Source organism: Streptosporangium canum, from assembly GCF_900113865.1.
Lineage (GTDB): Bacteria > Actinomycetota > Actinomycetes > Streptosporangiales > Streptosporangiaceae > Streptosporangium > Streptosporangium canum.
In genome coordinates this window covers 141,725-163,143 of the sequence record NZ_FOQY01000013.1, presented here as the reverse complement: position 1 = coordinate 163,143, position 21,419 = coordinate 141,725, and the positions used below count along the sequence as shown (strand labels likewise).

At 70.1% G+C, this 21,419-nt stretch carries 18 protein-coding genes; 13 read left to right on the top strand and 5 right to left on the bottom strand.

The window, feature by feature from the left end:
• Positions 1-57: 57 nt before the first annotated feature.
• The 3 genes from BM085_RS20925 to BM085_RS20915 all read left to right on the top strand — a co-directional run bounded on the left by BM085_RS20925 (position 58) and on the right by BM085_RS20915 (position 4,098).
• Positions 58-2,709, top strand: coding sequence for a bifunctional acetate--CoA ligase family protein/GNAT family N-acetyltransferase (locus BM085_RS20925; protein WP_093888637.1), 2,652 nt, complete (start codon positions 58-60; stop codon positions 2,707-2,709).
• A 43-nt stretch (positions 2,710-2,752) separates the two neighbouring features.
• Complete coding sequence (locus BM085_RS20920) at positions 2,753-3,433, top strand: CBS domain-containing protein (protein ID WP_093888681.1); 681 nt, start codon at positions 2,753-2,755, stop codon at positions 3,431-3,433.
• A gap of 233 nt (positions 3,434-3,666) precedes the next feature.
• The gene (locus tag BM085_RS20915) at positions 3,667-4,098 is read left to right on the top strand and encodes an Hsp20/alpha crystallin family protein (RefSeq protein ID WP_093888636.1); all 432 of its coding nucleotides are present in this window, start codon (positions 3,667-3,669) and stop codon (positions 4,096-4,098) included.
• An 85-nt stretch (positions 4,099-4,183) separates the two neighbouring features.
• Here the strand turns inward: BM085_RS20915 and BM085_RS20910 are convergent, their stop codons facing one another.
• Both BM085_RS20910 and BM085_RS20905 read right to left on the bottom strand, forming a co-directional pair.
• Entirely contained in the window at positions 4,184-5,053 is an 870-nt protein-coding gene (locus tag BM085_RS20910; protein ID WP_093888635.1) for a universal stress protein, read from the bottom strand.
• 302 nt (positions 5,054-5,355) lie between these two features.
• On the bottom strand, positions 5,356-6,864 hold the full coding sequence (locus tag BM085_RS20905) for a S1 family peptidase (RefSeq protein ID WP_093888634.1): 1,509 nt from the start codon (positions 6,862-6,864) through the stop codon (positions 5,356-5,358).
• 586 nt (positions 6,865-7,450) lie between these two features.
• Between BM085_RS20905 and BM085_RS20900 the strand changes: the two genes are divergently transcribed.
• From BM085_RS20900 to BM085_RS20875, 6 genes are all read left to right on the top strand, one after another.
• Positions 7,451-8,974, top strand: coding sequence for a S1 family peptidase (locus tag BM085_RS20900; protein ID WP_093888633.1), 1,524 nt, complete (start codon positions 7,451-7,453; stop codon positions 8,972-8,974).
• 787 nt (positions 8,975-9,761) lie between these two features.
• Positions 9,762-10,835 carry a 4Fe-4S dicluster domain-containing protein gene (locus tag BM085_RS20895; RefSeq protein WP_093888632.1) on the top strand — a complete coding sequence of 358 codons (1,074 nt, stop codon included), beginning with the start codon at positions 9,762-9,764 and terminating at the stop codon, positions 10,833-10,835.
• Positions 10,823-11,641 carry an FAD/NAD(P)-binding protein gene (locus BM085_RS20890; protein ID WP_218158779.1) on the top strand — a complete coding sequence of 273 codons (819 nt, stop codon included), beginning with the start codon at positions 10,823-10,825 and terminating at the stop codon, positions 11,639-11,641. The genes BM085_RS20895 and BM085_RS20890 overlap by 13 nt, the downstream gene beginning before the upstream one ends.
• Positions 11,641-12,438, top strand: coding sequence for an NADH-quinone oxidoreductase subunit B family protein (locus BM085_RS20885; protein ID WP_093888630.1), 798 nt, complete (start codon positions 11,641-11,643; stop codon positions 12,436-12,438). Before BM085_RS20890 ends, BM085_RS20885 begins: the two co-directional genes overlap by 1 nt.
• Positions 12,428-13,714: a Ni/Fe hydrogenase subunit alpha gene (locus BM085_RS20880; protein ID WP_093888629.1), complete on the top strand. Its 1,287-nt coding sequence runs from the start codon at positions 12,428-12,430 to the stop codon at positions 13,712-13,714. Before BM085_RS20885 ends, BM085_RS20880 begins: the two co-directional genes overlap by 11 nt.
• 24 nt (positions 13,715-13,738) lie before the next feature.
• Positions 13,739-14,239, top strand: a complete 501-nt coding sequence (locus tag BM085_RS20875) for a hydrogenase maturation protease (protein ID WP_093888628.1) — start codon at positions 13,739-13,741, stop codon at positions 14,237-14,239.
• Positions 14,240-14,459: 220 nt separating this feature from the next.
• Here BM085_RS20875 and BM085_RS20870 read toward each other — a convergent pair whose 3' ends face one another.
• The 3 genes from BM085_RS20870 to BM085_RS20860 all read right to left on the bottom strand — a co-directional run bounded on the left by BM085_RS20870 (position 14,460) and on the right by BM085_RS20860 (position 17,352).
• Positions 14,460-15,317: a universal stress protein gene (locus BM085_RS20870; RefSeq protein WP_093888627.1), complete on the bottom strand. Its 858-nt coding sequence runs from the start codon at positions 15,315-15,317 to the stop codon at positions 14,460-14,462.
• A gap of 86 nt (positions 15,318-15,403) precedes the next feature.
• Positions 15,404-16,255, bottom strand: coding sequence for a universal stress protein (locus tag BM085_RS20865; protein WP_093888626.1), 852 nt, complete (start codon positions 16,253-16,255; stop codon positions 15,404-15,406).
• Positions 16,256-16,473: 218 nt separating this feature from the next.
• On the bottom strand, positions 16,474-17,352 hold the full coding sequence (locus BM085_RS20860) for a universal stress protein (protein ID WP_093888625.1): 879 nt from the start codon (positions 17,350-17,352) through the stop codon (positions 16,474-16,476).
• Between the two features lie 413 nt (positions 17,353-17,765).
• On the opposite strand from BM085_RS20860, the gene pdhA reads away from it, so the two are divergent.
• From pdhA to BM085_RS20840, 4 genes are read left to right on the top strand one after another with little or no spacing between them, the layout of a single operon-like run.
• Positions 17,766-18,791 (top strand): pyruvate dehydrogenase (acetyl-transferring) E1 component subunit alpha, encoded by a 1,026-nt coding sequence (pdhA, locus tag BM085_RS20855; protein ID WP_218158778.1) that lies wholly within the window; start codon positions 17,766-17,768, stop codon positions 18,789-18,791.
• On the top strand, positions 18,788-19,765 hold the full coding sequence (locus tag BM085_RS20850) for an alpha-ketoacid dehydrogenase subunit beta (RefSeq protein WP_218158777.1): 978 nt from the start codon (positions 18,788-18,790) through the stop codon (positions 19,763-19,765). The genes pdhA and BM085_RS20850 overlap by 4 nt, the downstream gene beginning before the upstream one ends.
• Positions 19,762-21,168 carry a 2-oxo acid dehydrogenase subunit E2 gene (locus tag BM085_RS20845; RefSeq protein ID WP_218158776.1) on the top strand — a complete coding sequence of 469 codons (1,407 nt, stop codon included), beginning with the start codon at positions 19,762-19,764 and terminating at the stop codon, positions 21,166-21,168. Before BM085_RS20850 ends, BM085_RS20845 begins: the two co-directional genes overlap by 4 nt.
• Complete coding sequence (locus BM085_RS20840) at positions 21,165-21,416, top strand: acyl carrier protein (RefSeq protein ID WP_093888624.1); 252 nt, start codon at positions 21,165-21,167, stop codon at positions 21,414-21,416. The genes BM085_RS20845 and BM085_RS20840 overlap by 4 nt, the downstream gene beginning before the upstream one ends.
• The last annotated feature ends 3 nt before the right edge of the window (positions 21,417-21,419 follow it).

Below are 21,419 nucleotides of genomic sequence, written 5' to 3'. Positions count from 1 at the left end.
CCCGCGAGGGCACTTGGACTCTGGGGGGCGCCGCCGCGATGCGCGAGGCTGGATCGCATGAGACGGACCGTTCCCGATGAGTGCGACGTCCTGCTGCGTGAGGGCGGCATCGCCCACATCCGGCCGCTGCGGCCCGATGACCGCGCACGGCTGCACGAACTGGTCGACAGGTCGTCCGAGCGGTCGGCCTACCTGCGTTTCTTCACCGGCGGCACGGCGACCGCCCACGCCTACATGGACCACGTCACAGCGCCGGACTACCCGGGCCGCGCATTGGTGGCCCTGTCACAGGGCCGGCTGGTGGCGGTCGCGGAGTACATCCCCGGGGATGCGGGCGACGCCGAGATCGCGGTCTTGATCGACGACGGGATGCACCACCACGGTCTGGGCACGTTGCTGGTGGAACATCTCGCGTTGAACGCCGCCGACGAGGGTGTGCGCGAGCTGGTCGCCGACGTGCTCCCGGAGAACCGGCCCATGCTGCGGGTGCTGGACGACATCGGGCTGGCCACCACCCGCGCGTTCGACGACGGATCGGTTGAGGTCCGGATAGATCCGCGCCCCACCCCGGGCATGCTGGAGCGGATCGAGGCACGCGCGCACCAGGCGGCATCGGCCTCCCTGAGAAGGCTGTTCCACCCGGAGTCGGTCGCGGTGATCGGCGCCGGCCGCGCCCCGGGTGGGGTCGGCCACCGCATTCTGCGAAACCTCCTCCAAGGAGGATTCCCCGGCCCCGTCTACCCGATCAACCCACATGCCAGGCAACTTTGCGGCCTGCCCGTCTACGCGAATGTGGGCGGCGTGCCGGGCCCGATCGATCTGGCGGTCATCGCGACCCCGGCCCGCACCGTGCCGGAGGTCGCCCGCGAGTGCGCCGGCCACGGCGTGCGGAACCTCGTCGTCGTCACGGCGGGATTCGCCGAGACCGGAGAGACAGGCGCGCAGGACGAACTGCTGAGGATCTGCCGTGAGGCCGGCATGCGGCTGGTCGGCCCCAACTGCCTCGGCATCGTCAACACCGCGGCCAGGCTCAACGCCGGCTTCCTGCCCCACCCACCCGCCCCGGGACGTCTGGCCCTGATGTCGCAGTCCGGCGCGGTCGCGGTCGCCCTGATCGACCGCGCGAACCGCCTGGAGATCGGCGTCTCCTCCTTCGCCTCCGTCGGCAACAAGGCCGATGTCAGCGGCAACGACCTGCTGGAGTACTGGGAGGACGACCCGGCGACCGACGTGATCACGCTGTATCTGGAGTCGTTCGGCAACCCCCGCAGGTTCGGCCGCATCGCACGGCGGGTGAGCAGGCGCAAGCCGATCATCGCGATCAAGAGCGGCCGCGGCGGCTCTGGTGAGCGGGCGGTCCGCTCCCACACCGCGGCCGCCGCCACGCCGGACGTGGCCGTCGACGTCCTGCTGAAAGCCTCGGGAGTCATCCGCGTGGAGACCGTCCAGGACATGCTCGACACCGCGCGGCTCCTGGCCACCCAGCCACTACCGCAGGGCAGGCGGGTGGCCATCGTCGGCAACTCCGGCGGACCGCAGGCCCTTGCCGCCGACGCCTGCGAGCAGCGCAACCTGCTGGTCCCCGAGCTGGCCCCGGTCACCCGCGGGCGGCTGCGTGCCCGGCTGCCGGCCGCGGCGGCCGTGGCCAACCCCGTCGACCTCACCGCCGGCGGCAGCGCGCAGGAGCTGGCGTTCGCCATCGAGGCCGTCCTGGCCGATCCGGGCATCGACATGGTCATGGTCGTCTACACACCGCCGTTCGGCTCCGGCCTGAGCCGGACCCGCCAGGCCATCTCCCACGCGGCCATGTCGGCCGGCAAGACCGTGACCGCGTGCATCAGCGGGCATGACGGCCTGCTGGACGGGCGCATACCCTGCTACGCCTTCCCCGAGCAGGCGGCGCAGGCACTGCGCCACGTGGTGGACTACGCGTCCTGGCGCGCCGCACCGCAGGCCCCGCCCCCCGGCCCGCGCCCAGCCGACATCACCGCGCGCCGCATCGTCGAGGCGGACCTGGCACGCCATTCCGGCGGCCGGTGGCTCGACTACGGCACCGCCGCCCGCCTGCTCGGCTGCTACGGCATCCGGATGGCCGAGTCGATCGAGGCCGACGGACCGGACAGCGCCGCGGCGGCGGCCGCCACGATCGGGCTGCCGGTGGTGCTCAAGGCCACCGGTCCGAACCTGGTGCACAAGAGCGACGTCGGCGGTGTCCGCGCCGGCCTTGGCACGCCGGACGAGGTCGGCCGTGCTTACCGGGAGATGGCCGGCATGATCGGACCGGCCATGACCGGCGCGATCGTCCAGCCGATGGTCGGGGCGGGTGTCGAGATCATCATCGGTGGCGTCGCGCACGAGGCCTTCGGGCCCTTGCTCATGGTCGGCATGGGTGGCGTCATCGCCGAGCTCATGGCGGACCGCTCCTTCCGGGTGCCGCCACTCGGCGACCAGGACGCGGCGGCGATGATCGCCGAGCTCCGCTGCGCCCCCCTGCTGACCGGCTATCGCGGACGACCGTGTGCCGACGTGGCCGCGTTGCGGGAGCAGATCACCGGTGTCGGGAGGCTCCTGGACGATCTCCCGGAGGTGGTCGAACTCGACCTGAATCCAGTGATCGTCACCCCGACCGGCGCGGTGGCCGTGGACGCGCGGATACGGCTCGCCCCCGCGGCCCCGCCGCCGTCGCTCTTCCGCCGGCGGCTGCGATGAACGAGTCGGCCCATCACGCTCGCGGGCCCGTTTGGAGGCGAAGATGCCTGTCAACGTCAAGGACGTCATGACCCGGCGGGTGATCTCGGTGGGTGAGGACGCCTGTTTCAAGGACATCGCCGCGCTGCTCGTCACCCACGCGGTCAGCGCCGTACCGGTCCTGGACAGCGACGGCCACGTGACCGGCGTCGTCTCCGAAGCCGATCTCCTGCACAGGGAAGAGGGCGCAGAGCGGTTTCACGGTGCGAGCCGTCCGCCGCCACAGACCCGGCCGGATCAGGGGCCGGAGGCGGACAGGGCCAGAGGCAAGGTCGCCCGGGAGCTGATGACCGCCCCCGCGGTCACCGTCTCGATGGATGTGTCGGTGGCGGCCGCCGGCCGCCTGATGGAGCACCACGGCGTCAAACGGCTGCCGGTGCTCGACGGCCACGGCCGTCTGGCGGGCATCGTCAGCCGCCATGACCTGCTGAAGGTGTTCGTCCGTCCTGACCGGGACATCGAGCGTGAGGTCCGCGTGGAGGTTCTCGTGCGGTCGCTGTGGATGGACACCTCGCGCGTCCGGGTCGCCGTCCAGAACGGCGTGGTGACGCTGAGCGGGCGGATGATCCTGCGGCGCGACGTCCAGATCGCCGTGTGGATGACCGAGCAGGTCAACGGGGTCGTCGACGTGGTCGACGAACTCGCCTGGGACCGGGACGACACCCCTGCCGGGGAGCGGGGCTGAAGATCTCATCGCCACAGCGTCCTGCGGCATCGGCGTGCCGCCGGGCGAATGTCCGGACCGCGCCATCTCGTTTCAGACATCCTCGAAACGACCTAAAGAAAGCTGCCTGTTTCCAGCTGTTTCACGACGGTGGCCGAAAGTCCTGCTCTTCGGGGACCTCCGACCACTGTGTCCGCCCCCTGCTCGGTGATGGCATCAAGATGAGGAAACTCCGAAAAGGCAGGGAGGAAAACATGAGTACGCCGATGCGCCGAGAGCAGCGAGGCCTCGTCCCCGATCTGTTCGACTTGCTGGAGATGCCCTTCGCCGCCCTGCGGCCGCCCATGACCCAGCCCATCAAATTCGAGGACTACGTCAAGGAAGGCCGCTACGTACTGCGCGCCGAACTGCCGGGAATCGACCCCGAGAAAGATGTCGAGATAACGCTGTCCAACGGCGCCCTGACCGTCCACGCCGAGCGGCATGACGAGCACAGAGACCAGCACCGGACGGAGTTCCGCTACGGCTCCTTCACTCGCTCCGTCACTCTGCCCGTCGGCGTGGACGACAACGACATCAGGGCGACCTACGACAAGGGCGTCCTGGAGGTCAGCGTCAAACTCGCCGACGCCAAGCAGGAGGGGAAACGCATTCCGATCGAGTCCAAGCCGCAGCCCGATACCTGACAGGTCGCGCGGGCCCGCCTGAAGTGAGGCGGGCCCGCGAAGCCTCAGGGGGTTCGTCGCCTGGCCCGCGCCTGCGGGCCATTTCTCATCGGGTCTCTTTTCGGGGGCGCACGACGGCCACAGGGCAGTGGGCACGATGCAGAAGACCGTGGCTGACCGAGCCCAGCAGGGCCGAGCCGAAGGCGCCGAGGCCGCGTGAGCCGACCACGACCAGGTCAGCGGTACGTGAGGCGTCGGCGAGGGCGGGTACCGGGTGGCCGCACAGGATCGACTCCCTCACCGGGACATCCGGGTGCTTGTCACGCCAGAGGAGCAGACGCTGGCGGGCCATGCGAGATTCGCTTTCGAACGTCTCCTGCAGCAGATCGGCGTAGGTGGCGGCGCGGGAGGCGAACGCCGGGGTCTGCCAGGCGTGCACGACGTGGAGCCGCGCGTCGCGCAGCCGGGCCTGCTCGAAGGCATACTCCAAAGCGGCCTCACCGTGCGCGGATCCGTCGTAGCCGACGGCGATCTCACCGTGCACGCCCTGGACGGCCTGCCGCACGATGACCACGGGGCCGGCCGCGTGCCCGGCGACTCCCATACCGACCGATCCGAGGACCAGGCCGGCGAAACCGCCCGATCCACGGCTGCCGAGCACGAGCGTGTCGGCCGTCTCGGATTCGCTTTTCAGCCGCTCGACCACCGCGCCGATCACCTGGTCGGTGGCCACGTCGATCCCCGGTGCCCGCCGGCCGGCCCGAGCGGCCGCCTCGGCGAGCACTTCGTCGCAGTGCTCTCTCAACGCGTCGCTCAGGCCGGGGGCGGCGTGGAAGGGGAAGTCGCCTGCCCACGGTTCACGCACGCACACGATCTTCAAGGCGGCGCTCTTACGGGCGGCGTCATCGGCTGCCCACTCCAGCGCCGCCGTCGCGGCCGGGGAACCGTCGACACCGACGACGATCTGTCCGCTCATGGTCATCTCCTTGTCGGGAGCTCCGTGTCCTCCATCTCCATCTCACTGTCGGGGGCCGTCACGCACAGCGGGCGAACGTCCCCCGCTTTCAGGACTTCCGTCCCGCCCGGGGCCGGCTCCGGCAAGCCATCGGGCCATCCCCGAACAGCGCCGAGGAGGTCAGGGGATCTCGGCGCGCCAGACGATCATCACTGCGGGAAGCTCTCGGGGAGGCTCCCCCTTGCTCCTCGCGCACACCGATGTCATCGGCGATGCCCGCCGGCGGCCACGGTGCGAGCCTGTGGTCCGGGCCGATCCAACTGTTATGGCTCATCGTGTCCAAGGGCGTAGGGGCCTGAGCCGCTCTCGGCGTATACGCGGTAGCGGTACCGTCCCGGCGTGCCGAAATAGTCGATTTGCTCGTAGGAGCTCGGGCTTTCGGAGGCGGCGACGGTGGACCACGCCTTGCCGTTCCATTTCTCCAGATAGAGGTCGTAGTCGCGGCCTGGGTTGTTCGGCAGGCAGGCGGAGTAGGTGCCGGTGGCGGTTGTCACGAAGCCATGGTCATGCGGCCAGTAAACGGACTGCCTGCTGTTCAGCGTGCCGGTGGAAAGGCGCGGGTAGCTGGTGCACGAGCCTGGACCCAGCGCGGCGATCTTTACGGTTGTGAGAGTCAGTCCGTAGGCCGTGAGGATCTCAGAGATTGGCTGGAAGTAGGTGAACCCGCCCGAGGTGCAGTTGCCGGAGCCGCCGGAGGTGATCCCCTGGGCCTGCTCGATGGAGATGAAAGGACCGCCGGAGTCGCCGGGTTCGGCGCAGACGGTGGTGCGGGTCAGATGGTCGACGACGCCCTGGGGATAGGTGACGCTGGTGTCGCGCTGCTGGATGGTGCCGCAATGCCAGCCGGAGATCGAGCCGAAGCGGCAGACCGAGGAGCCCTCGACGGCGCTCCTGCGGCCGCTGACCGACATGGTGCCGCCGGTGCCGTTGCCGACCAGCGGTTGAGGTGTCCAGTCGTTGTTGACCGCGACCCAGGAGAAGTCGTCACCGGGGAAGGCCGAGTCCTTGACGATGCCCTGGGGGCGCCGGTTGAAGCCGACGGTGGCGCTGCCCGGCTTACCGCAGTGCCCTGCGCTGACGAACCCGTTCTGGGCGCCCTTGGTCACCGAGAAGCCGACCGAGCAGCGGGTCGTGGCACCGACGTAATAGCGGTCGCCGGCGATCAGATCGTACAGGGGGCGGGGTTGTTCGTCGGAGGTGACGACCTGCACCGCGGCCGGGTCGACGTCGGCGGCGTTCAGGATGGCAATGGTCTCTGTGGCCTTCGCGGACAGGATGACGACCTTGTTGGTGCGCACGTCGATGTAGCGCACACGGGCGGCACGGTCGTGGGCCAGTGCCGCGTCGACCTTCGCCTTGACCGCTTCAAGATCGAGCAGTGACCGGCCGACCACCAGTGGCCGGGCGTCCAGCGCGGTGATCAGGGAGGGATCGGCGGGGTCGGTGGTCGCCACGACCAGGACCTGCGCGAGGTTTCCGGCGAACCAGGCACCGGCGAAGCGGTCACCGATTCTTCTGCGCAGGCTCGCCTCGATCGGAGTCAGGCGGGCCTCGTTGAGCAGGCGCGTCTCGGCCTGAACCCGGTTGAGGCGCAGGTCACGCTGGAGCGCCTGAACCATGCCCGGCGGTGGTTTGCGGACGGACCCAGCGGCCGGAGTTTCGGAGGTCTGTGCCGCCGGGCGAGTGGCGGCGGCCGGGGCCACGGCAAGGGTAAGGGTAAGGGCGGTGATCGCCAGGACGCATCCCGGGGCGATGACATGTCTGCGGGACATGACTCTCTCCTTGACCTCGGCTTTCCGGGCATGAGGGGAGGTCGCGTCGCCCCGTCGGTCAATCACGGGATATCGGCATCGCCACCTTAATGCAGCTGTTATCGCTCAACGCCCCAAAAGCCCACGCCACGCAGAGATCGTCTTCAGCCCACCACGGCGGTCGGGAGAATGCGGGCGGGGTCCGTGGCCGCGATGGTCGGCCCGCGACTGCACCGCCCCACGATGTGGCCCGTGGAAAATCGGTCATCGTGACCGCACAGCGCCTGGGCGCGAGGTGACCGATACCGCGCCGGACGTCGGAGGGAGACGATCGGCCGTAGCGTGATCCGGTCAGCCACCGGCGCCGATCTCGAGTTCGGGCGGTCGGATCCTTGATCTGGCCGTCTCAAACGGCTCAGGCGGCCGAGGCACTCAAAGCAGCAGCAAGCGGACTCGTCCCATTTTTGCAGGTCCCCCTCTGACAAGCGTGTTGGTGACCTTGACAGGCAACGGCTGCATTAAGGTGACGTTGCCGGTACAGCATGATCAACGGCGATGTGAGCTTTCTCCCCACCCATACCGAAAGGCTGAGGCCAAGGAGAGAGTCATGTCCCGCAGACATGTCATCGCCCCGGGATGCGTCCTGGCGATCACCGCCCTTACCCTTGCCGTGGCCCCGGCCGCCGCCACCCGCCCGGCCGTCCCGGCCAGGGGAGCCGCCGTGTCGGCCAAACCCCCGCCGGGCATGCTGGAGGCCCTCGCACGCGACTTCGGCCTCACCAAGGACGAAGCCCAGATCCGCCTGCTCAACGAGGCCCGCCTGACTCCGATCGAGGCGAGCCTGCGCAGAAGAATCGGTGACCACTTCGCCGGCGCCTGGCTCATACCGCCCCGTGCGCAAACCCTGGTCGTGGCGACCACCGACCCCGCCGACGCCTCCCTGATCACCGCGCTGGACGCCCGGCCACTGGTGGTCGGCCGGTCACTGACCGACCTTGAAAGAGTGAAGGAGAAACTCAGCCAGGCCTTGGCGACGCTGAGCAGCGTGCGCTACGTCGACGTGCGCACCAACAAGGTCGTCATCCTGACGGACAACCCCACGGCGGTCCAGAAGACCATCAAGACCGCCAACGTCGACCAGGCCGCAGTGCAGGTGACGGCCTCGACCGAGCGGCCCCGGCTACTGCACGCCGACTCGCGTGCGGATTCAGAGACCGACCTGGTGGGCGGCCAGGCCTACTACGTCGGTGCCACGACCCGCTGCTCGGTCGGCTTCTCGGTGACCAAGGGCGCCCAGAACGGGTTCGTCAGCGCAGGGCACTGCGGTAAGCCGGGCAGCGCCACCGTCGGCTTCAACCGGCGCCCCCAGGGCGCCGTCAAGGACTCGGCCTTCCCCGGTGACGACTTCTCCTGGGTCGCGGTCAACAACGACTGGACACCTCAACCGCTGGTCGGCAACGACACCGCGGGCACCGCACACGTCTACGGAGCCAGACAGGCCGTCGTGGGTGCTTCGGTCTGCCTGCCTGAATCGGGCGCCACCCTCGGTTGGCACTGCGGCACCATCCAGCAGCACGACGTCGACGTCACCTACCCCCGGGGCGTCGTCGACCATCTGACCCGCACCAGCGCCTGCGGCAGCCCTGGCGACTCCGGCAGCTCCGTCCTCTCCGCCGACCAGGCTCAGGGAGTCGTCTCCGGGGGCTCTGGTAGCTGCGACCTGGCCGGGTTCACCTACATCCAACCGATCCGTGAAATCCTCTTCGCCTACGACCTGACCCTGATGACCAGCCATACGGGACCCGTGATGAGCACGGGCAACTGCGGCGGCTACTCCGCCACCTTCACCGGCACGCTGAAAAGCTCCCAGTTCGTCTACCAGCCCCGCAACCGGCACTACCACTCGACCGTCAACGGAAACCATTACGGCTGCCTGGAAAGCATTCCCGGCAGTGACCTCGACCTCTACCTACAAAAGCAGATCGGTTCCGGCTGGGTCACCGTCGCCTCCTCCGACAGCTCTCATCCCTTCGAAGAGCTCAAATACACGGGCACGCCCGGCGACTACCGCTACCTGGTGCTCGCCTCAGGCGGGACCAGCACCTACACGCTGGGCTACACGACGCCCTAACCAGCTTTGAACACCGAGGTCGAGGAGAGACCATGTCCCGCAGCCACGCCGTTGTCACGGGATACGTTCTGCCGGTCACCGCGCCCTCTATGACGGGCTGAACCACGGCCGGATCGACGAGGACCGGTTGCGCACCGTGCTGGCCGGCCTCCCCGTGCGCCCGCTGGGGCGGATCCGCTCCGACCGCGTCCCGCAGATGCCGAAGCCGCCCCGAGCGCCGGCGCCTACGGCCGTCCGCCCAAGCACGGCCCCGCCTTCGCCCTGGATAAGCCTGCCGATCAGCGCGGCGAAACCGACCGTCTGCCGCCATCGTTGATCATTCAGCGTTCCGCGATGATGAGGTAATCCGTTCTTTGTCGTTGACAGTGACTCCTGGTTACGTTGGGGCTGGTGGTGCGGGCCTGAGTGGGGGGCTCCTGCCGGGCCGGAGGCGGCGCCGTTCAGGGCCGACGCCGGAGCCCGCCTCGCAGGACACCGCCCAGGAGGCCCTGTCGTCGGCAGAACGGCACGGACAATCACGTATCAGGCTTCAGAGCGAGCTCTGACCAGCCCATTGCCCCTTTCCGGCATATTCGGTCCCCCCTGCGGATGATCCTTCCGCGGCGGAGGCATCGTGGCCCCTGCCGGATCAGCGCAGCGAGGCGATCACCGTAGAGGGCTGCGGCGAAATCTCAGACGCGTCATCCGCATATCCGGCGAGCCTGTGTGGAAGGAAGATGACATCGTTTCCTGTCCCCCCGGGCGAGGACCCGACATACGAGAAGTCAGGGACAAAGGGGGACGTCCCATGAACACAGTTGTGACAGAGTCACTGGAACCACTCATCGCCGAGTTGCGCTCTCGTGGCTTCACCGTCGTCGGGCCGACAACGCGGGACGGGGCCATTCGGTTCGCCGAAATCTCCTGCTCCGCACAGCTACCCGCAGGGCGAGGTGACGAGCAGCGACCCGGACGCTACCGGCTGACCGAGCGGCATGACGATCTGGTGTTCGGTTTCGCCGCGAGCCCCGACTCGGCCAAACGCTACACCCAGCCGCCCCGGCAGCCGCTGTTGCGGATGCGTGAGGGGACGGTGGAGGAGGCGGAGGCCCAGGCGCCCCGCATCGCCCTGCTGGGCGTGCGCGCCTGCGATCTGGCCGCGATAGCCGTGCAGGACCGGGTGTTCCTCGGCGGCAGGCACCCCGATCCGGCCTACCGCAAGCGGCGCGAGGCGATGCTGCTCATCGCGGTGAACTGCGCGGTGCCCGGCGGCACCTGCTTCTGCGTCTCCATGGGCACCGGGCCGAAGGCCACCACCGGTTTCGACCTGGCGCTCACCGAGCTGAGCGACCCGCACCGGTTCCTGATCGAGACCGGAAGCGGGCGGGGAGCGGAGATCGTCACGGCGATCTCGCATCGGCCGGCCACCGGCGACGACGTCGTGGCCGCCGAGGAGGTCTCCCGCGTCGCCGCCACCAGGATGGGCCGCCAGGTGGACACCGACGGCATCCAGGAGCGCCTGGCCGGAGCACACGACTCGCCGCGCTGGGCCGAGGTCGCCTCCCGCTGCCTGGCCTGCACCAACTGCACGATGGTCTGCCCCACCTGCTTCTGCACCACGGTCGAGGACGCCACCGACTTCACCGGTGGCGTCGCGGAGCGGACGGAGGTGTGGGACTCCTGCTTCACGCTGGACTTCTCCGAGGTCGGCGGCTCCTCCGTGCGCGGCTCGGGGTCCGCCCGCTACCGGCAGTGGCTGACCCACAAGTTCTCCACCTGGTTCGACCAGTTCGGCATGTCCGGTTGCGTGGGCTGCGGCAGGTGCATCACCTGGTGCCCGACCGGCATCGACGTCACCGAGGAGCTGGGATGCATCCTATGACGCCGGCTCCCTATCGGGTGCGCTCCCGCCGCCCGGATCGGGCCGACACGGTGACCTTGGCTCTCCGGCCGGTCGCGGGCCCGTGCCCGCCGTTCCTGCCGGGCCAGTTCACGATGATCTACGCTCCCGGCGTCGGGGAGATAGCGGTCTCGATCAGCGGCCGAGCCCGCTCCGGCGGATATGTGCAGACGATCCGCGCGGTGGGCGCGGTCAGCGGGGCGTTGTGCCGCACCCGGCCCGGTGACGTGGTGGGGGTGCGCGGGCCGTACGGCACGGCGTGGGATCTGCCGTCGGCGGAGGGCCTGGACGTGGTCGTGGCCGCGGGCGGGCTCGGCCTGGCCCCGCTGCGGCCGGTCATCCGAGAGCTGGCCGCTCACGGCTCCCGCTACGGCCGCATCAGCCTGATCGTCGGCACCCGCACGCCCGCGACTCTGATCTATCCCGGCGAGCTGGCGCGCTGGCGCGACAGGCACGGCATCGACGTGCAGGTCACCGTGGACCACCCCGACCTCGCTTGGAAGGGGCGAGTGGGCCTGGTCACGCGGCTGATCGACCGGATCGTCTTCGAACCCCGCCGTACGTTCGCCTTCGTCTGCGGTCCCGAGGTCATGATGCAGGCGAGCGCGGCCGAGCTGGTCCGGCGGGGCGTCGCAGCCGGACGGGTGATGCTGTCGGTGGAGCGCAACATGAAGTGCGGTGTCGGCCGCTGCGGCCACTGCCAGCTCGGCCCGCTGCTCACCTGCCTCGACGGCCCGGTGCTGAGCTACGAGCGGGCCGCGGGCCTGCTGGCCGTGAGGGAGCTGTGATGGCCGGGCCCGCGGCCGCAGCCGGGCGCCCTCGGCTGGCGGTGTGGAAGTTCGCCTCCTGCGACGGCTGCCAGCTCACCTTGCTGGACTGCGAGGACGAGTTGCTGTCGGTCGCCGCCGAGGTGGACATCGCCTACTTCCTGGAGGCTTCGAGCGCGGTCGGGCCCGGGCCCTACGACCTGTCGCTGGTCGAGGGGTCGGTCACCACCCCGGACGACCTGCGGCGGATCCAGCATGTGCGACGCGTGTCGAAGCGTCTGGTGACGATCGGCGCCTGCGCGACCGCAGGCGGCATCCAGGCGCTACGCGACTTCGCCGACGTGCGCGAGTTCGCCTCGATCGTCTACGCCCGGCCCGACTACATCGCCACCCTGGAGCGTTCCACCCCGATCTCCGCCCACGTGCCGGTCGACTTCGAACTGCGCGGCTGTCCCATCGACAAACGACAGCTGCTGGAGGTCATCTCGGCGTTCCTGGCCGGCCGGCGCCCCTTCGTGCCCGCCCACAGCGTCTGCGTGGAGTGCAAAGCCCGCGGCAACGTGTGCGTCATGGTGGCCCACGGCACGCCCTGCCTCGGTCCGGTCACCCAGGCCGGTTGCGGAGCGCTCTGCCCGGCGTTCAACCGGGGCTGCTACGGCTGTTTCGGCCCGATGGAGAGCCCCAACGCCCGGGCGCTCAACGCGCAGCTGCGAGAACTCGGCATGAGCACCCCCGAACTGGTGCGCGTCTACCGGACGTTCAACGCCACCGAAGAACCCTTCCGCCAGGCGGCCGAGGAGGCCGAAAGTGACACATAAGTCGATCAGGATCGGCGGGCTGACCCGCGTGGAAGGCGAGGGATCACTGCTGGTGCGCGCCCGCGGCGGCCGCGTCACCGACGTGGAGCTGAACATCTACGAACCGCCGCGCTTCTTCGAGGCGCTGCTACGCGGAAGGGATCACACCGAGCCGCCCGACATCACCGCCCGCATCTGCGGCATCTGCCCGGTGGCCTACCAGATGAGCGCCTGCCAGGCCATCGAGGCGGCCTGCGGAACAGAGGTGTCCGGGCCGCTGCGGGACCTGCGGCTGCTGCTGTACTACGGCGAGTGGATCGAGTCGCACGCCCTGCACATCTGCCTGTTGCACGCCCCCGACTTCCTCGGATACGACAGCGGCGTGGCCATGGCGGCCGATCACCGCCATCTGGTGGAGCGGGGGCTGGCGTTGAAGAAGGCCGGCAACGAACTGGTGGCGGCTCTCGGCGGCCGGGCTGTTCACCCGGTCAACGTGCGGGTGGGCGGCTTCTACCGGGTGCCCGCCCGCGCCGAGCTCGCGCCGGTCGCCGAACGGCTGCGCCGGGCCCGTGAGGAGGCGCTGGCGACGGTGGAATGGGTGGCCGGGTTCGACTTTCCCGACGTGGAGCACGACTACCGCTTCCTCGCGCTGCACCACCCGGCGGAGTACGCCATCCTGTCCGGGACGATCGCGGTGAGTGACGGGACCGGATTCACGGCCGCCGACTGGCCCGCCCACATCGTGGAAGAGCAGGTGCCGCATTCCACCGCCCTGCACGCGCGCCTCGACGGGACCGCCGGCTATCTGGTGGGCGCCCTGGCGCGCTACGCCCTGAACGGGCGGCAGCTGTCCCCACTGGCCCGGTCGGCGGCCGAGGCCGCCGGACTCGGCCCCGTCTGCCGTAACCCGTTCCGCAGCATCGTGGTCCGAGCGGTGGAGATCCTGCACGCCTGCGACGAGGCGATCCGGATCATCGAGGACTACACCGAGCCGCAGGCGCCGTCCATGCCGGTCGAGCCCCGTCCCGGAGTCGGACACGGGGTCTCGGAGGCTCCCCGGGGCACGCTCTACCACCGCTACCGGATCGACGGCGCGGGCCTGATCGCCGAGGCTGACATCGTGCCTCCGACCTCACAGAACCAGGCTCGCATCGAGATGGACCTACGGCACCTCATCGAGCCCCGCCTCGACCTGCCGGAGGCGGAGCTGGCGGCGCTGTGCGAGCGGGCGGTACGCAACCACGACCCGTGCATCTCCTGCTCGGCCCACTTCCTGCACCTTCACCTGGACCGGTGAGATCGATCCGACCCGGGAGGGATCATGCACGCCCATATCGTCATCGGGATCGGCAACGACTTCCGAGGGGACGACGCCGCGGGGCTGGAGGCGGCCCGGCTGCTGCGCGGCACGCTTCCCCCGGAGGTTCCCGTGATCGAGAACGAGGGCGACCCGGCCGAGCTGATCGAGGCGTGGACCGGCGCGGACCTGGCGATCGTGATCGACACGGCGGTTTCCGGCGCGCCTGCGGGCACGGTGGTCCGGCACACCGTCCTCGGTCCCTCCCTCTCCCGGGGGGACGCTCCGCAGCCGCCCCCCGCCATCCAGCACGCCAGCTCCCACGCTCTGGGCGTCGCCGACGCGGTCGCCCTCGGCCACGCACTCGGCCGTCTGCCCCGTGAACTCACGCTCTACACCGTTGAGGGCGCGGACTTCGGACTCGGTGCCCCGATGACGCCCGCCGTACGGCGTGCCGTCGAAGAGACCGTCGCGGCCATAGCCGATCTCGTCCCGCGGAGCTCAGCACGGCTCCGCCCCTTCTAGGGGCGGAACGACGGCGACGGAGCAGGACGCGCCCCTGACCAGAGATCTGGTGATCATACCGAGACGGCCCGTACGGCGTGCCATCGTCCGCTGGGGACCTCCGACCTCTTTTCGCCGGGGCCGGGCACACCGGTGCGTCGTCCGCGCCGCGGTTCAACGGGGTCGTGGGAGGCCTGCGGCCGGGTCGCGCACCGGTGTGATCGGAGATGGCCGCCTGCGATCAGGCGCTGTCCGCGACGGCGATGACGACAAGGGGACAGGCCGCGTGGTGGAGCAGCGAGTGGCTGACCGATCCGAGGAGCAGCCCGGCGACGTCGCTGCGCCCGCGTGATCCCACCACCAGCAGGCCGGCGCCCGCGGAGACTCTCAACAGCACCTCCACCGGATGTCCCCGTTCACCATGTTCCACGTGCCTGACTTCCGGGTGGCGCTCGCTCTGGCCGGTGAGCGCCTGGGCCAGCAGGTGCCGTTCCGCGCCCGCCTGATCGATCCGGGCCGGTGTGCCCTCAGGACGGCCCCCGGCGGCGGATTCGCTCCAGGCGTGGATGGCACGTAGGTCGGCGCCGCGCAGGCCGGCTTCGGCGAACGCGAACTCGATCACGGCGGCACCGCCTGGCGAGCCGTCGACGCCGACGACAACCTCGTTGCGCGGCTGCGTGCGCATCCTGCGGATGACGGCCACGGGGCAGGTGGCCTGACCGGACACGCCCAGCGCGACCGAGCCGAGCAGCAGCCCGCCGAAGCCGCCCAGCCCATGGCTGCCGACCACCAGGAGGTCGGCGTCCTTGGAGGCTCTGATCAGGCTGAGCCGGGGGTCTCCCCGCAGCAGTTCGGACTCCACCTCACCCCCGCGCCTCTCGTCGCGCGCCTGCCGCAAGGCGTCCGCCAGCACAGAGGCGGCACTCTGACGCATCCAGCGGCCCACGTAGGCATAGGGTGCGTCGTCGGGCAGCTCATACGCCCATCCAGGCACAACATGCACGATGCGCACTTTGACGCCGCGCAGGCCGGCTTCGCGCATCGCCCAGCTCACAGCCACCAAGCCGCCCTGCGAACCGTCGACTCCAACGACGATCATGAGGTTTTCTTCCCTGGTCGAACCGCGGCCCATGGATGTGAGCGGACGGCCGGCGGCTCGTCAGGCCTGCCGTGCGAGCCCGGTGGTCACGAGTGGACCACCGCCACCGGGCCGTGGGCGTGGTGCAGCACGCCGCGGCTGACGGAGCCCAGCAGCGCCGAGCCGACCGCGCCTACCCCCCGCGAGCCCACGACGACCAGGGCGGCCCTGGCCGAGGCTCCGGTCAGGGCCTCGACCGGATGCGCGCTCCGAACGTCCTCCACCACTTCCACCTCGGGAAACTTCTCCCGCCAGGTGCTGAGCTTGTCGCGCACCATACTCTGGTGGAAACGGTGAATTCCTTCTATGTCGGCGGGGATCTCCGGTATGAGGCCGTACACCGGCCGCTGCCAGGCATGGACGGCGCGCAGCGCGCAGCCACGCAGCCTGGCCTGCTCGAAGGCGTAGGCCAGCGCGGGCTCGCATTCGGCGGAGCCGTCGACGCCCACGACGATCTCGCCGTGCGGCCGGTCGGCGTCCGCCCTGACGACCACGACGGTGCCGGGCACATGACCGGCCACGTGGAGGACCATCGAGCCCAGCAGGGCGCCGGCAAAGCCGCCCAGGCCGCGGCTGCCGATCACGAGTTCGGTGGCCGTGCCTGCCTGCTCCCGCAGGACCTTGGCCGGTGATCCCTCGATCAGTTCGGTCGTCACCCGGACGTCCGGCCGGTATTTCGTGGCCACGGCGATCGCTTCGGCGAGCACCTGCTCGCCGGCGCGCGCCGCGTGCTCGGCCCAGTCGGGCGGAGGGAACGCCGCGACGCCATACGGCCAGCGGTCCACAACGTGGACGATCCGCAACGGCAACCCTCTGCGGGCGGCGTCATCAGCCGCCCATTCCATGGCCGCCATGGCGGCGGGCGAGCCGTCCGTCGCAGCGGTGATCGATTCGGTCATGACGTGCTCCTCTCGCTTCTGCTGCGTTTCCATCCGACCGCGGCGCCGGCGTTTTCCCCAGGGGCGATCGTCCCGGCATGAACGGGACCTTCGCCCTTTCCCTGATGGAGCGTCCGGTCGCGTGGTTGAGGACGCGCCGGCGCCGCGGCCGATCAGGCGCGCCACCGCGTCCTCTTTTCCCGCCGATCGCATTCGGGCGCCTGCTCCGGCCCGGGGGACTACGCCGGCTCTGGAGCCGCCCCCTTCGGGCGGACGACGGCCACGGGGCAGTGGGCGTGGTGCAGGACGCCATGGCTGACCGAGCCGAAGACGGCGGAGGCGAGCAGGCCGTGGCCGCGGGAGCCGACGACGACCATGTCGGCCTCGGCGGAGGTGTCGCAGAGGACTCCGGCCGGGTGACCGCAGACGATCGACTCGGCCACCGTGACACGAGGGAACCGCTCCCGCCACGGAGCCAGCACCCGGCGGAGGAACGCGCCTTTTTCAGCGATGATCCCCTCCCCCGTGAATCCGCTCCCGGCGGCCGGCGTGGACAAGCCAGGGGGCTGCCAGGCGTGGACGGCGTGCACGACGGCACCTCGGATCTCGGCCTCGGCGAAGGCATGGGTGAGCGCGGCCTCCGCAGCCTCCGATCCGTCGACCCCGACCACGACCCGGCCGTGGCGTGTCGCGGAGTCGCCGCGGACGACGACGACGGGACAGCCGGCGTGGCCGGCGACGCCCATGCCGACCGAGCCCAGCAGCAGCCCGGCGAACCCGCCCTGGCCGCGGCTGCCGATCACGACCTGATCGGCCGCTTCGGACTCCTCCAGGAGCCTTTGGACGAGGTCTCCGTCGACGAGTGCGGTGGTGACCTCCAGGCCGGGTGCGCTCGCACGCGCCGCCTCAGCCGCATCCGCGAGCATCGCGCGGCAGTGCTTCGCCGCTGGATCCCGGTAGTTCTTCATCGTGTGAACGGGGACGTCGCCGGCCCACTGCTCGCGAACGTGGACGATCCTCAGGGGCCTGGCGCGCAGTACGGCCTCACGCGCGGCCCACCGCACCGCCTCCGACGCGGCGGGAGAGCCGTCGGTGCCGGCGATTACGGGTCTGTTCATGACGGGGCTCCTCAGAGGTCGGTGTGTCAGACGGTCCAGGCGCCCTGGATGTCGTCGCGGACGGACACGGGTTCGGCGGTCATGACCGATCCCGGCCGCTCCTCCTATGATCACCGGCCGGGCCGAAACCACGTCCATCGTGATTGCCCCATTGACGGCCGGCGCCGCCGGTGCCCAGCCCGCGGGTGGAGGCGACGAACCGCCGAGCAGGCCGGTCAGCGGTGGGAGACCGAGGAAGATCAGCGGTAACACGACCTCGATCGCGACCGCCCACAGCGGGAGGGGATTACCCATCCACCGCAATCGCCGGCCTAGAGGAGACCGTCACACGGGGGTGGGACCTTTGGCTCTGTCGGCCTCGCCGTACGGCATCGACAGTGGGGAGAAGAGCACGTGCACGTGGGGGCAGAGCCATGGCAGTGAAGCACAGGGCGCGGGAGGGCGCGAGTCGGGATCTGCTGTACCAGATGCTGCGCATCCGCCGGTTCGAGGAGCGCTGCGTCGAGCTGTACAGCGGTGAGAAGATCCGCGGATTCATGCACCTCTACATCGGGGAGGAGGCGGTGGCCGCCGGAGTCTGCCACGCCCTCACCCCGGACGACGCGGTCGTCTCCACCTACCGTGAGCACGGGCACGCGCTCGTCCGCGACGTGCCGGCCACAGCGATCATGGCCGAGATGTACGGCAAGGCGGCCGGATGCAGCCGTGGCCGAGGCGGTTCCATGCACATCTTCGACGCCCCCCACCGCTTCTACGGCGGGAACGCGATCGTCGGCGGCGGCCTCCCCCTGGCGGTCGGTCTCGCCCTCGCCGACAGGTTCCAGGGGCGGAATCGGGTGACCGCCTGCTTCTTCGGCGACGGCGCGGTGGCCGAGGGCGAGTTTCACGAATGCCTCAACCTCGCGGCGCTCTGGCGGCTGCCCGTCCTGTTCGCCTGTGAGAACAACCTGTACGCGATGGGTACCGCGCTGGCGAGGTCGCACGCCGAGACCGACCTGGCACTCCGCGCGGCGTCCTACGACGTGGTGGCGTGGCCGGTGGACGGGATGGACGTGTCGGCGGTCGCCGACTCCGCGTCCAGGGCCGCCGAGTCGATCCGGGCCGGGGCCGGCCCGCACTTCCTCGAACTGCGCACCTACCGCTTCCGCGCCCATTCGATGTACGACCCCGACCGTTACCGGGACAAGGCCGAAATCGAGCAGTGGAAGAAACGCGACCCGATCAACGCCCTCATCACGCGGATGAAGGCCGCGCAGGAGATAGACGACGACGGTCTCTCCGTGCTGGAGAAGGAGATATCAGCCGAGATCGACAAGGCGATCGCCTTCGCCGAGCAGGCGCCGGTCGAGCCGGTGGAGGATCTCGCCCGTTTCGTCTACAGCGATACGCCGCGGGCGGGCGGCACGAGGCCCATGGGTGCGGTGGAGGCGGCGCCGTGAGCGAGACCGGGACCACCTATCGCGAGGCGATGAGAGAGGCGATCCGCGAGGCGATGCGCCGCGACGAGCGCGTGTTCCTGATGGGTGAGGACGTCGGGGCCTACGGCGGCTGCTTCGCGGTGAGCCTGGGCCTGCTGGAGGAGTTCGGTCCCGAGCGCGTCCGTGACACCCCGCTGTCGGAGTCGGCATTCGTCGGCGCCGGCATCGGGGCCGCGCTGGGCGGCATGCGGCCGATCGTGGAGATCATGACGGTCAATTTCAGCCTGCTGGCCCTTGACCAGATCATCAACAACGCCGCCACGCTGCTGCACATGTCCGGGGGGCAGTTCGGCGTTCCGCTGGTGATCCGGATGACCACCGGCGCCGGGCGGCAGCTCGCCGCCCAGCACTCGCACAGCCTGGAAGGCTGGTACGCCCACATCCCGGGCCTGAGGATCCTCGCCCCCGCGACCCTGGAGGACGCCCGGGGCATGCTCTGGCCGTCGCTGGAGGACCCCGACCCCGTGCTGATCTTCGAGCACGGCGCGCTGTACGCCTTGTCGGGGGTGCCGCGTCCCGGCCCGGTGGACATCACCCGGGCCGCGATACGGCGGTCCGGCGAGGACATCACGCTGATCGCCTACGGCGGCACCGTGGGAAAGACCCTGTCGGCCGCCGACGCACTCGCCGCCGAGAACATCGAGGCGGAGGTGATCGACCTGCGCGTTCTGCGTCCCCTCGACGACGTCACGATCATGCGGTCGGTCGGCCGGACGCATCGGGTCCTCGTCGTGGACGAGGGCTGGCGCTCAGGCAGTCTGTCGGCCGAGATCAGCAGTCGTATCGTCGAGCAGGCCTTCTATGAGCTCGACGCGCCGATCGGACGGCTGTGCGCGGCCGAGGTCCCCATCCCTTACGCCCGCCACCTGGAGGAGGCCGCCATCCCCCAGGTGGCCACGATCATCGCGGCCGCGCGAGAGGTCGTCACCTCATGACGGGAGAGCGATGGGAGTTCCTGATGCCCTCACTCGGCGCGGACATGGAATCGGGCACCGTCGCCGAATGGCTGGTCAAGCCCGGGGATCGGATCCGCAAGGGCGACTGCATCGCGGTGATAGACACTGACAAGGCCTTGATCGAGGCCGAATCCTTCCACACCGGCGTGGTGGAGGCCCTGCTCGCGGGGATCGGTGAGCGACTTCCCGTCGGTACGCCCCTGGCCGTCATCACCGGCGCGGCGCCCGCCGCCGAGCTGCGGCCTCCCACCCGCGGGTCACCGCCCGTCTCGCCCGGTGAGAAGACCGGCATGGAGCGGAGACGGCGAGAGCCGTCACCGGCCGGAGGCGAGCACGGACCGTCCTGGCCTCATGCTCCCTCGCCCGTCACCTCGCCGCTGGTGCGGCATCTGGCAGAGCGACACGGCATGGATGCGGCGGCCATGCACGGGACGGGGCCGGGCGGCCGGGTGACCCGCGCGGACGTCGAAGGCATCGAGATCCCCGCAAAGGTGAAGGCGTCACCGCTCGCCCGCCGGCTCGCTCTGGAACTCGGCGTCGACCTGACCGGCGTCCACGGCACAGGCCGTACCGGGGCGGTCCGCGCCGACGACGTGCGTGAAGCGGCCGCACGCGGCAGCGGAACCGGGCCGCGAGCCGGGACAGAGCAAGCCGTACCTGGACGGGCGGCATCCGCCGCGGGCGCGCGGACCGTAGGGAAACCTGATCTGGGCCGCCGGCAAGGCTTGATGCGTCAGGCGATCGCCCGGGCCATGAGCAGGTCAAATCAGGAGATCCCGCACTACCACCTGAGTACGACCGTGGACATGGACACCGCGCTCGCGTGGCTGCGGGAGCGTAACCGGGATCTGCCGGTGGCCCGACGGGTGCTTCCCGCGGCCCTGCTCCTGATGGCGACCGCCCGCGCCGCCGTGGAGGTTCCGCAGCTGAACGGCTTCTGGCTCGACGACGCCTTCGTACCCGGCGACGCGGTGCACCTGGGGGTGGCGATATCGCTCAAGGGAGGCGGCCTGATCGCGCCCGCCCTGCACGACGCCGCCGGCCGCGACCTCGGCGATCTCATGGCCGCGCTGAAAGATCTCGTCGCCCGGTCGCGTACCGGACGGCTACGTGGCGCCGAGATGACCGAGGCGACCATCACCGTCACCAATCTGGGCGACCAGGGGGTCGAGGAGGTCCACGGTGTCATCCATCCCCCGCAGGTGGCCCTTGTCGGCTTCGGCAAGATCCTCGAACGTCCCTGGGCCGTCGGCGGGCTGCTCGGCGTCCGGCCTCTGGTCACCGTCACTCTCGCCGCCGACCACCGGGCCACCGACGGCTACGTCGGCGGCCGGTTCCTCAACGCCGTCGACCGGCTACTCAGTCATCCGGAGGAGCTTTGACCCCGCAGCATGCACAGGAACTCATCAAGGACGCGCTGATCCAGGTGGCACCGGACGCCGACCTGACGGCGCTCCCTCTGGACGCCGACTTCCGCGACATCCTTGAGCTGGACTCACTGGACTTCCTCAACTACGTGCAGACGCTGAGCGAGGCCAGCGGCTACCGCATCGAGGAGGACGACTATCCCGCGTTCACCACGGTGGCAGGTGGAGCGAGTTTCCTCGCCGCCCACGCGGGGGTGGGATAGTCG

Excerpts from the sequence above, each read along its gene's own strand:
- BM085_RS20925 (WP_093888637.1), top strand. The coding sequence starts at position 58 with ATGAGACGGACCGTTCCCGATGAGTGCGACGTCCTGCTGCGTGAGGGC.
- BM085_RS20920 (WP_093888681.1), top strand. The coding sequence starts at position 2,753 with ATGCCTGTCAACGTCAAGGACGTCATGACCCGGCGGGTGATCTCGGTG.
- BM085_RS20915 (WP_093888636.1), top strand. The coding sequence starts at position 3,667 with ATGAGTACGCCGATGCGCCGAGAGCAGCGAGGCCTCGTCCCCGATCTG.
- BM085_RS20910 (WP_093888635.1), bottom strand. The coding sequence starts at position 5,053 with ATGAGCGGACAGATCGTCGTCGGTGTCGACGGTTCCCCGGCCGCGACG.
- BM085_RS20905 (WP_093888634.1), bottom strand. The coding sequence starts at position 6,864 with ATGTCCCGCAGACATGTCATCGCCCCGGGATGCGTCCTGGCGATCACC.
- BM085_RS20900 (WP_093888633.1), top strand. The coding sequence starts at position 7,451 with ATGTCCCGCAGACATGTCATCGCCCCGGGATGCGTCCTGGCGATCACC.
- BM085_RS20895 (WP_093888632.1), top strand. The coding sequence starts at position 9,762 with ATGAACACAGTTGTGACAGAGTCACTGGAACCACTCATCGCCGAGTTG.
- BM085_RS20890 (WP_218158779.1), top strand. The coding sequence starts at position 10,823 with ATGCATCCTATGACGCCGGCTCCCTATCGGGTGCGCTCCCGCCGCCCG.
- BM085_RS20885 (WP_093888630.1), top strand. The coding sequence starts at position 11,641 with ATGGCCGGGCCCGCGGCCGCAGCCGGGCGCCCTCGGCTGGCGGTGTGG.
- BM085_RS20875 (WP_093888628.1), top strand. The coding sequence starts at position 13,739 with ATGCACGCCCATATCGTCATCGGGATCGGCAACGACTTCCGAGGGGAC.
- BM085_RS20870 (WP_093888627.1), bottom strand. The coding sequence starts at position 15,317 with ATGATCGTCGTTGGAGTCGACGGTTCGCAGGGCGGCTTGGTGGCTGTG.
- BM085_RS20865 (WP_093888626.1), bottom strand. The coding sequence starts at position 16,255 with ATGACCGAATCGATCACCGCTGCGACGGACGGCTCGCCCGCCGCCATG.
- BM085_RS20860 (WP_093888625.1), bottom strand. The coding sequence starts at position 17,352 with ATGAACAGACCCGTAATCGCCGGCACCGACGGCTCTCCCGCCGCGTCG.
- pdhA (WP_218158778.1), top strand. The coding sequence starts at position 17,766 with ATGGCAGTGAAGCACAGGGCGCGGGAGGGCGCGAGTCGGGATCTGCTG.
- BM085_RS20845 (WP_218158776.1), top strand. The coding sequence starts at position 19,762 with ATGACGGGAGAGCGATGGGAGTTCCTGATGCCCTCACTCGGCGCGGAC.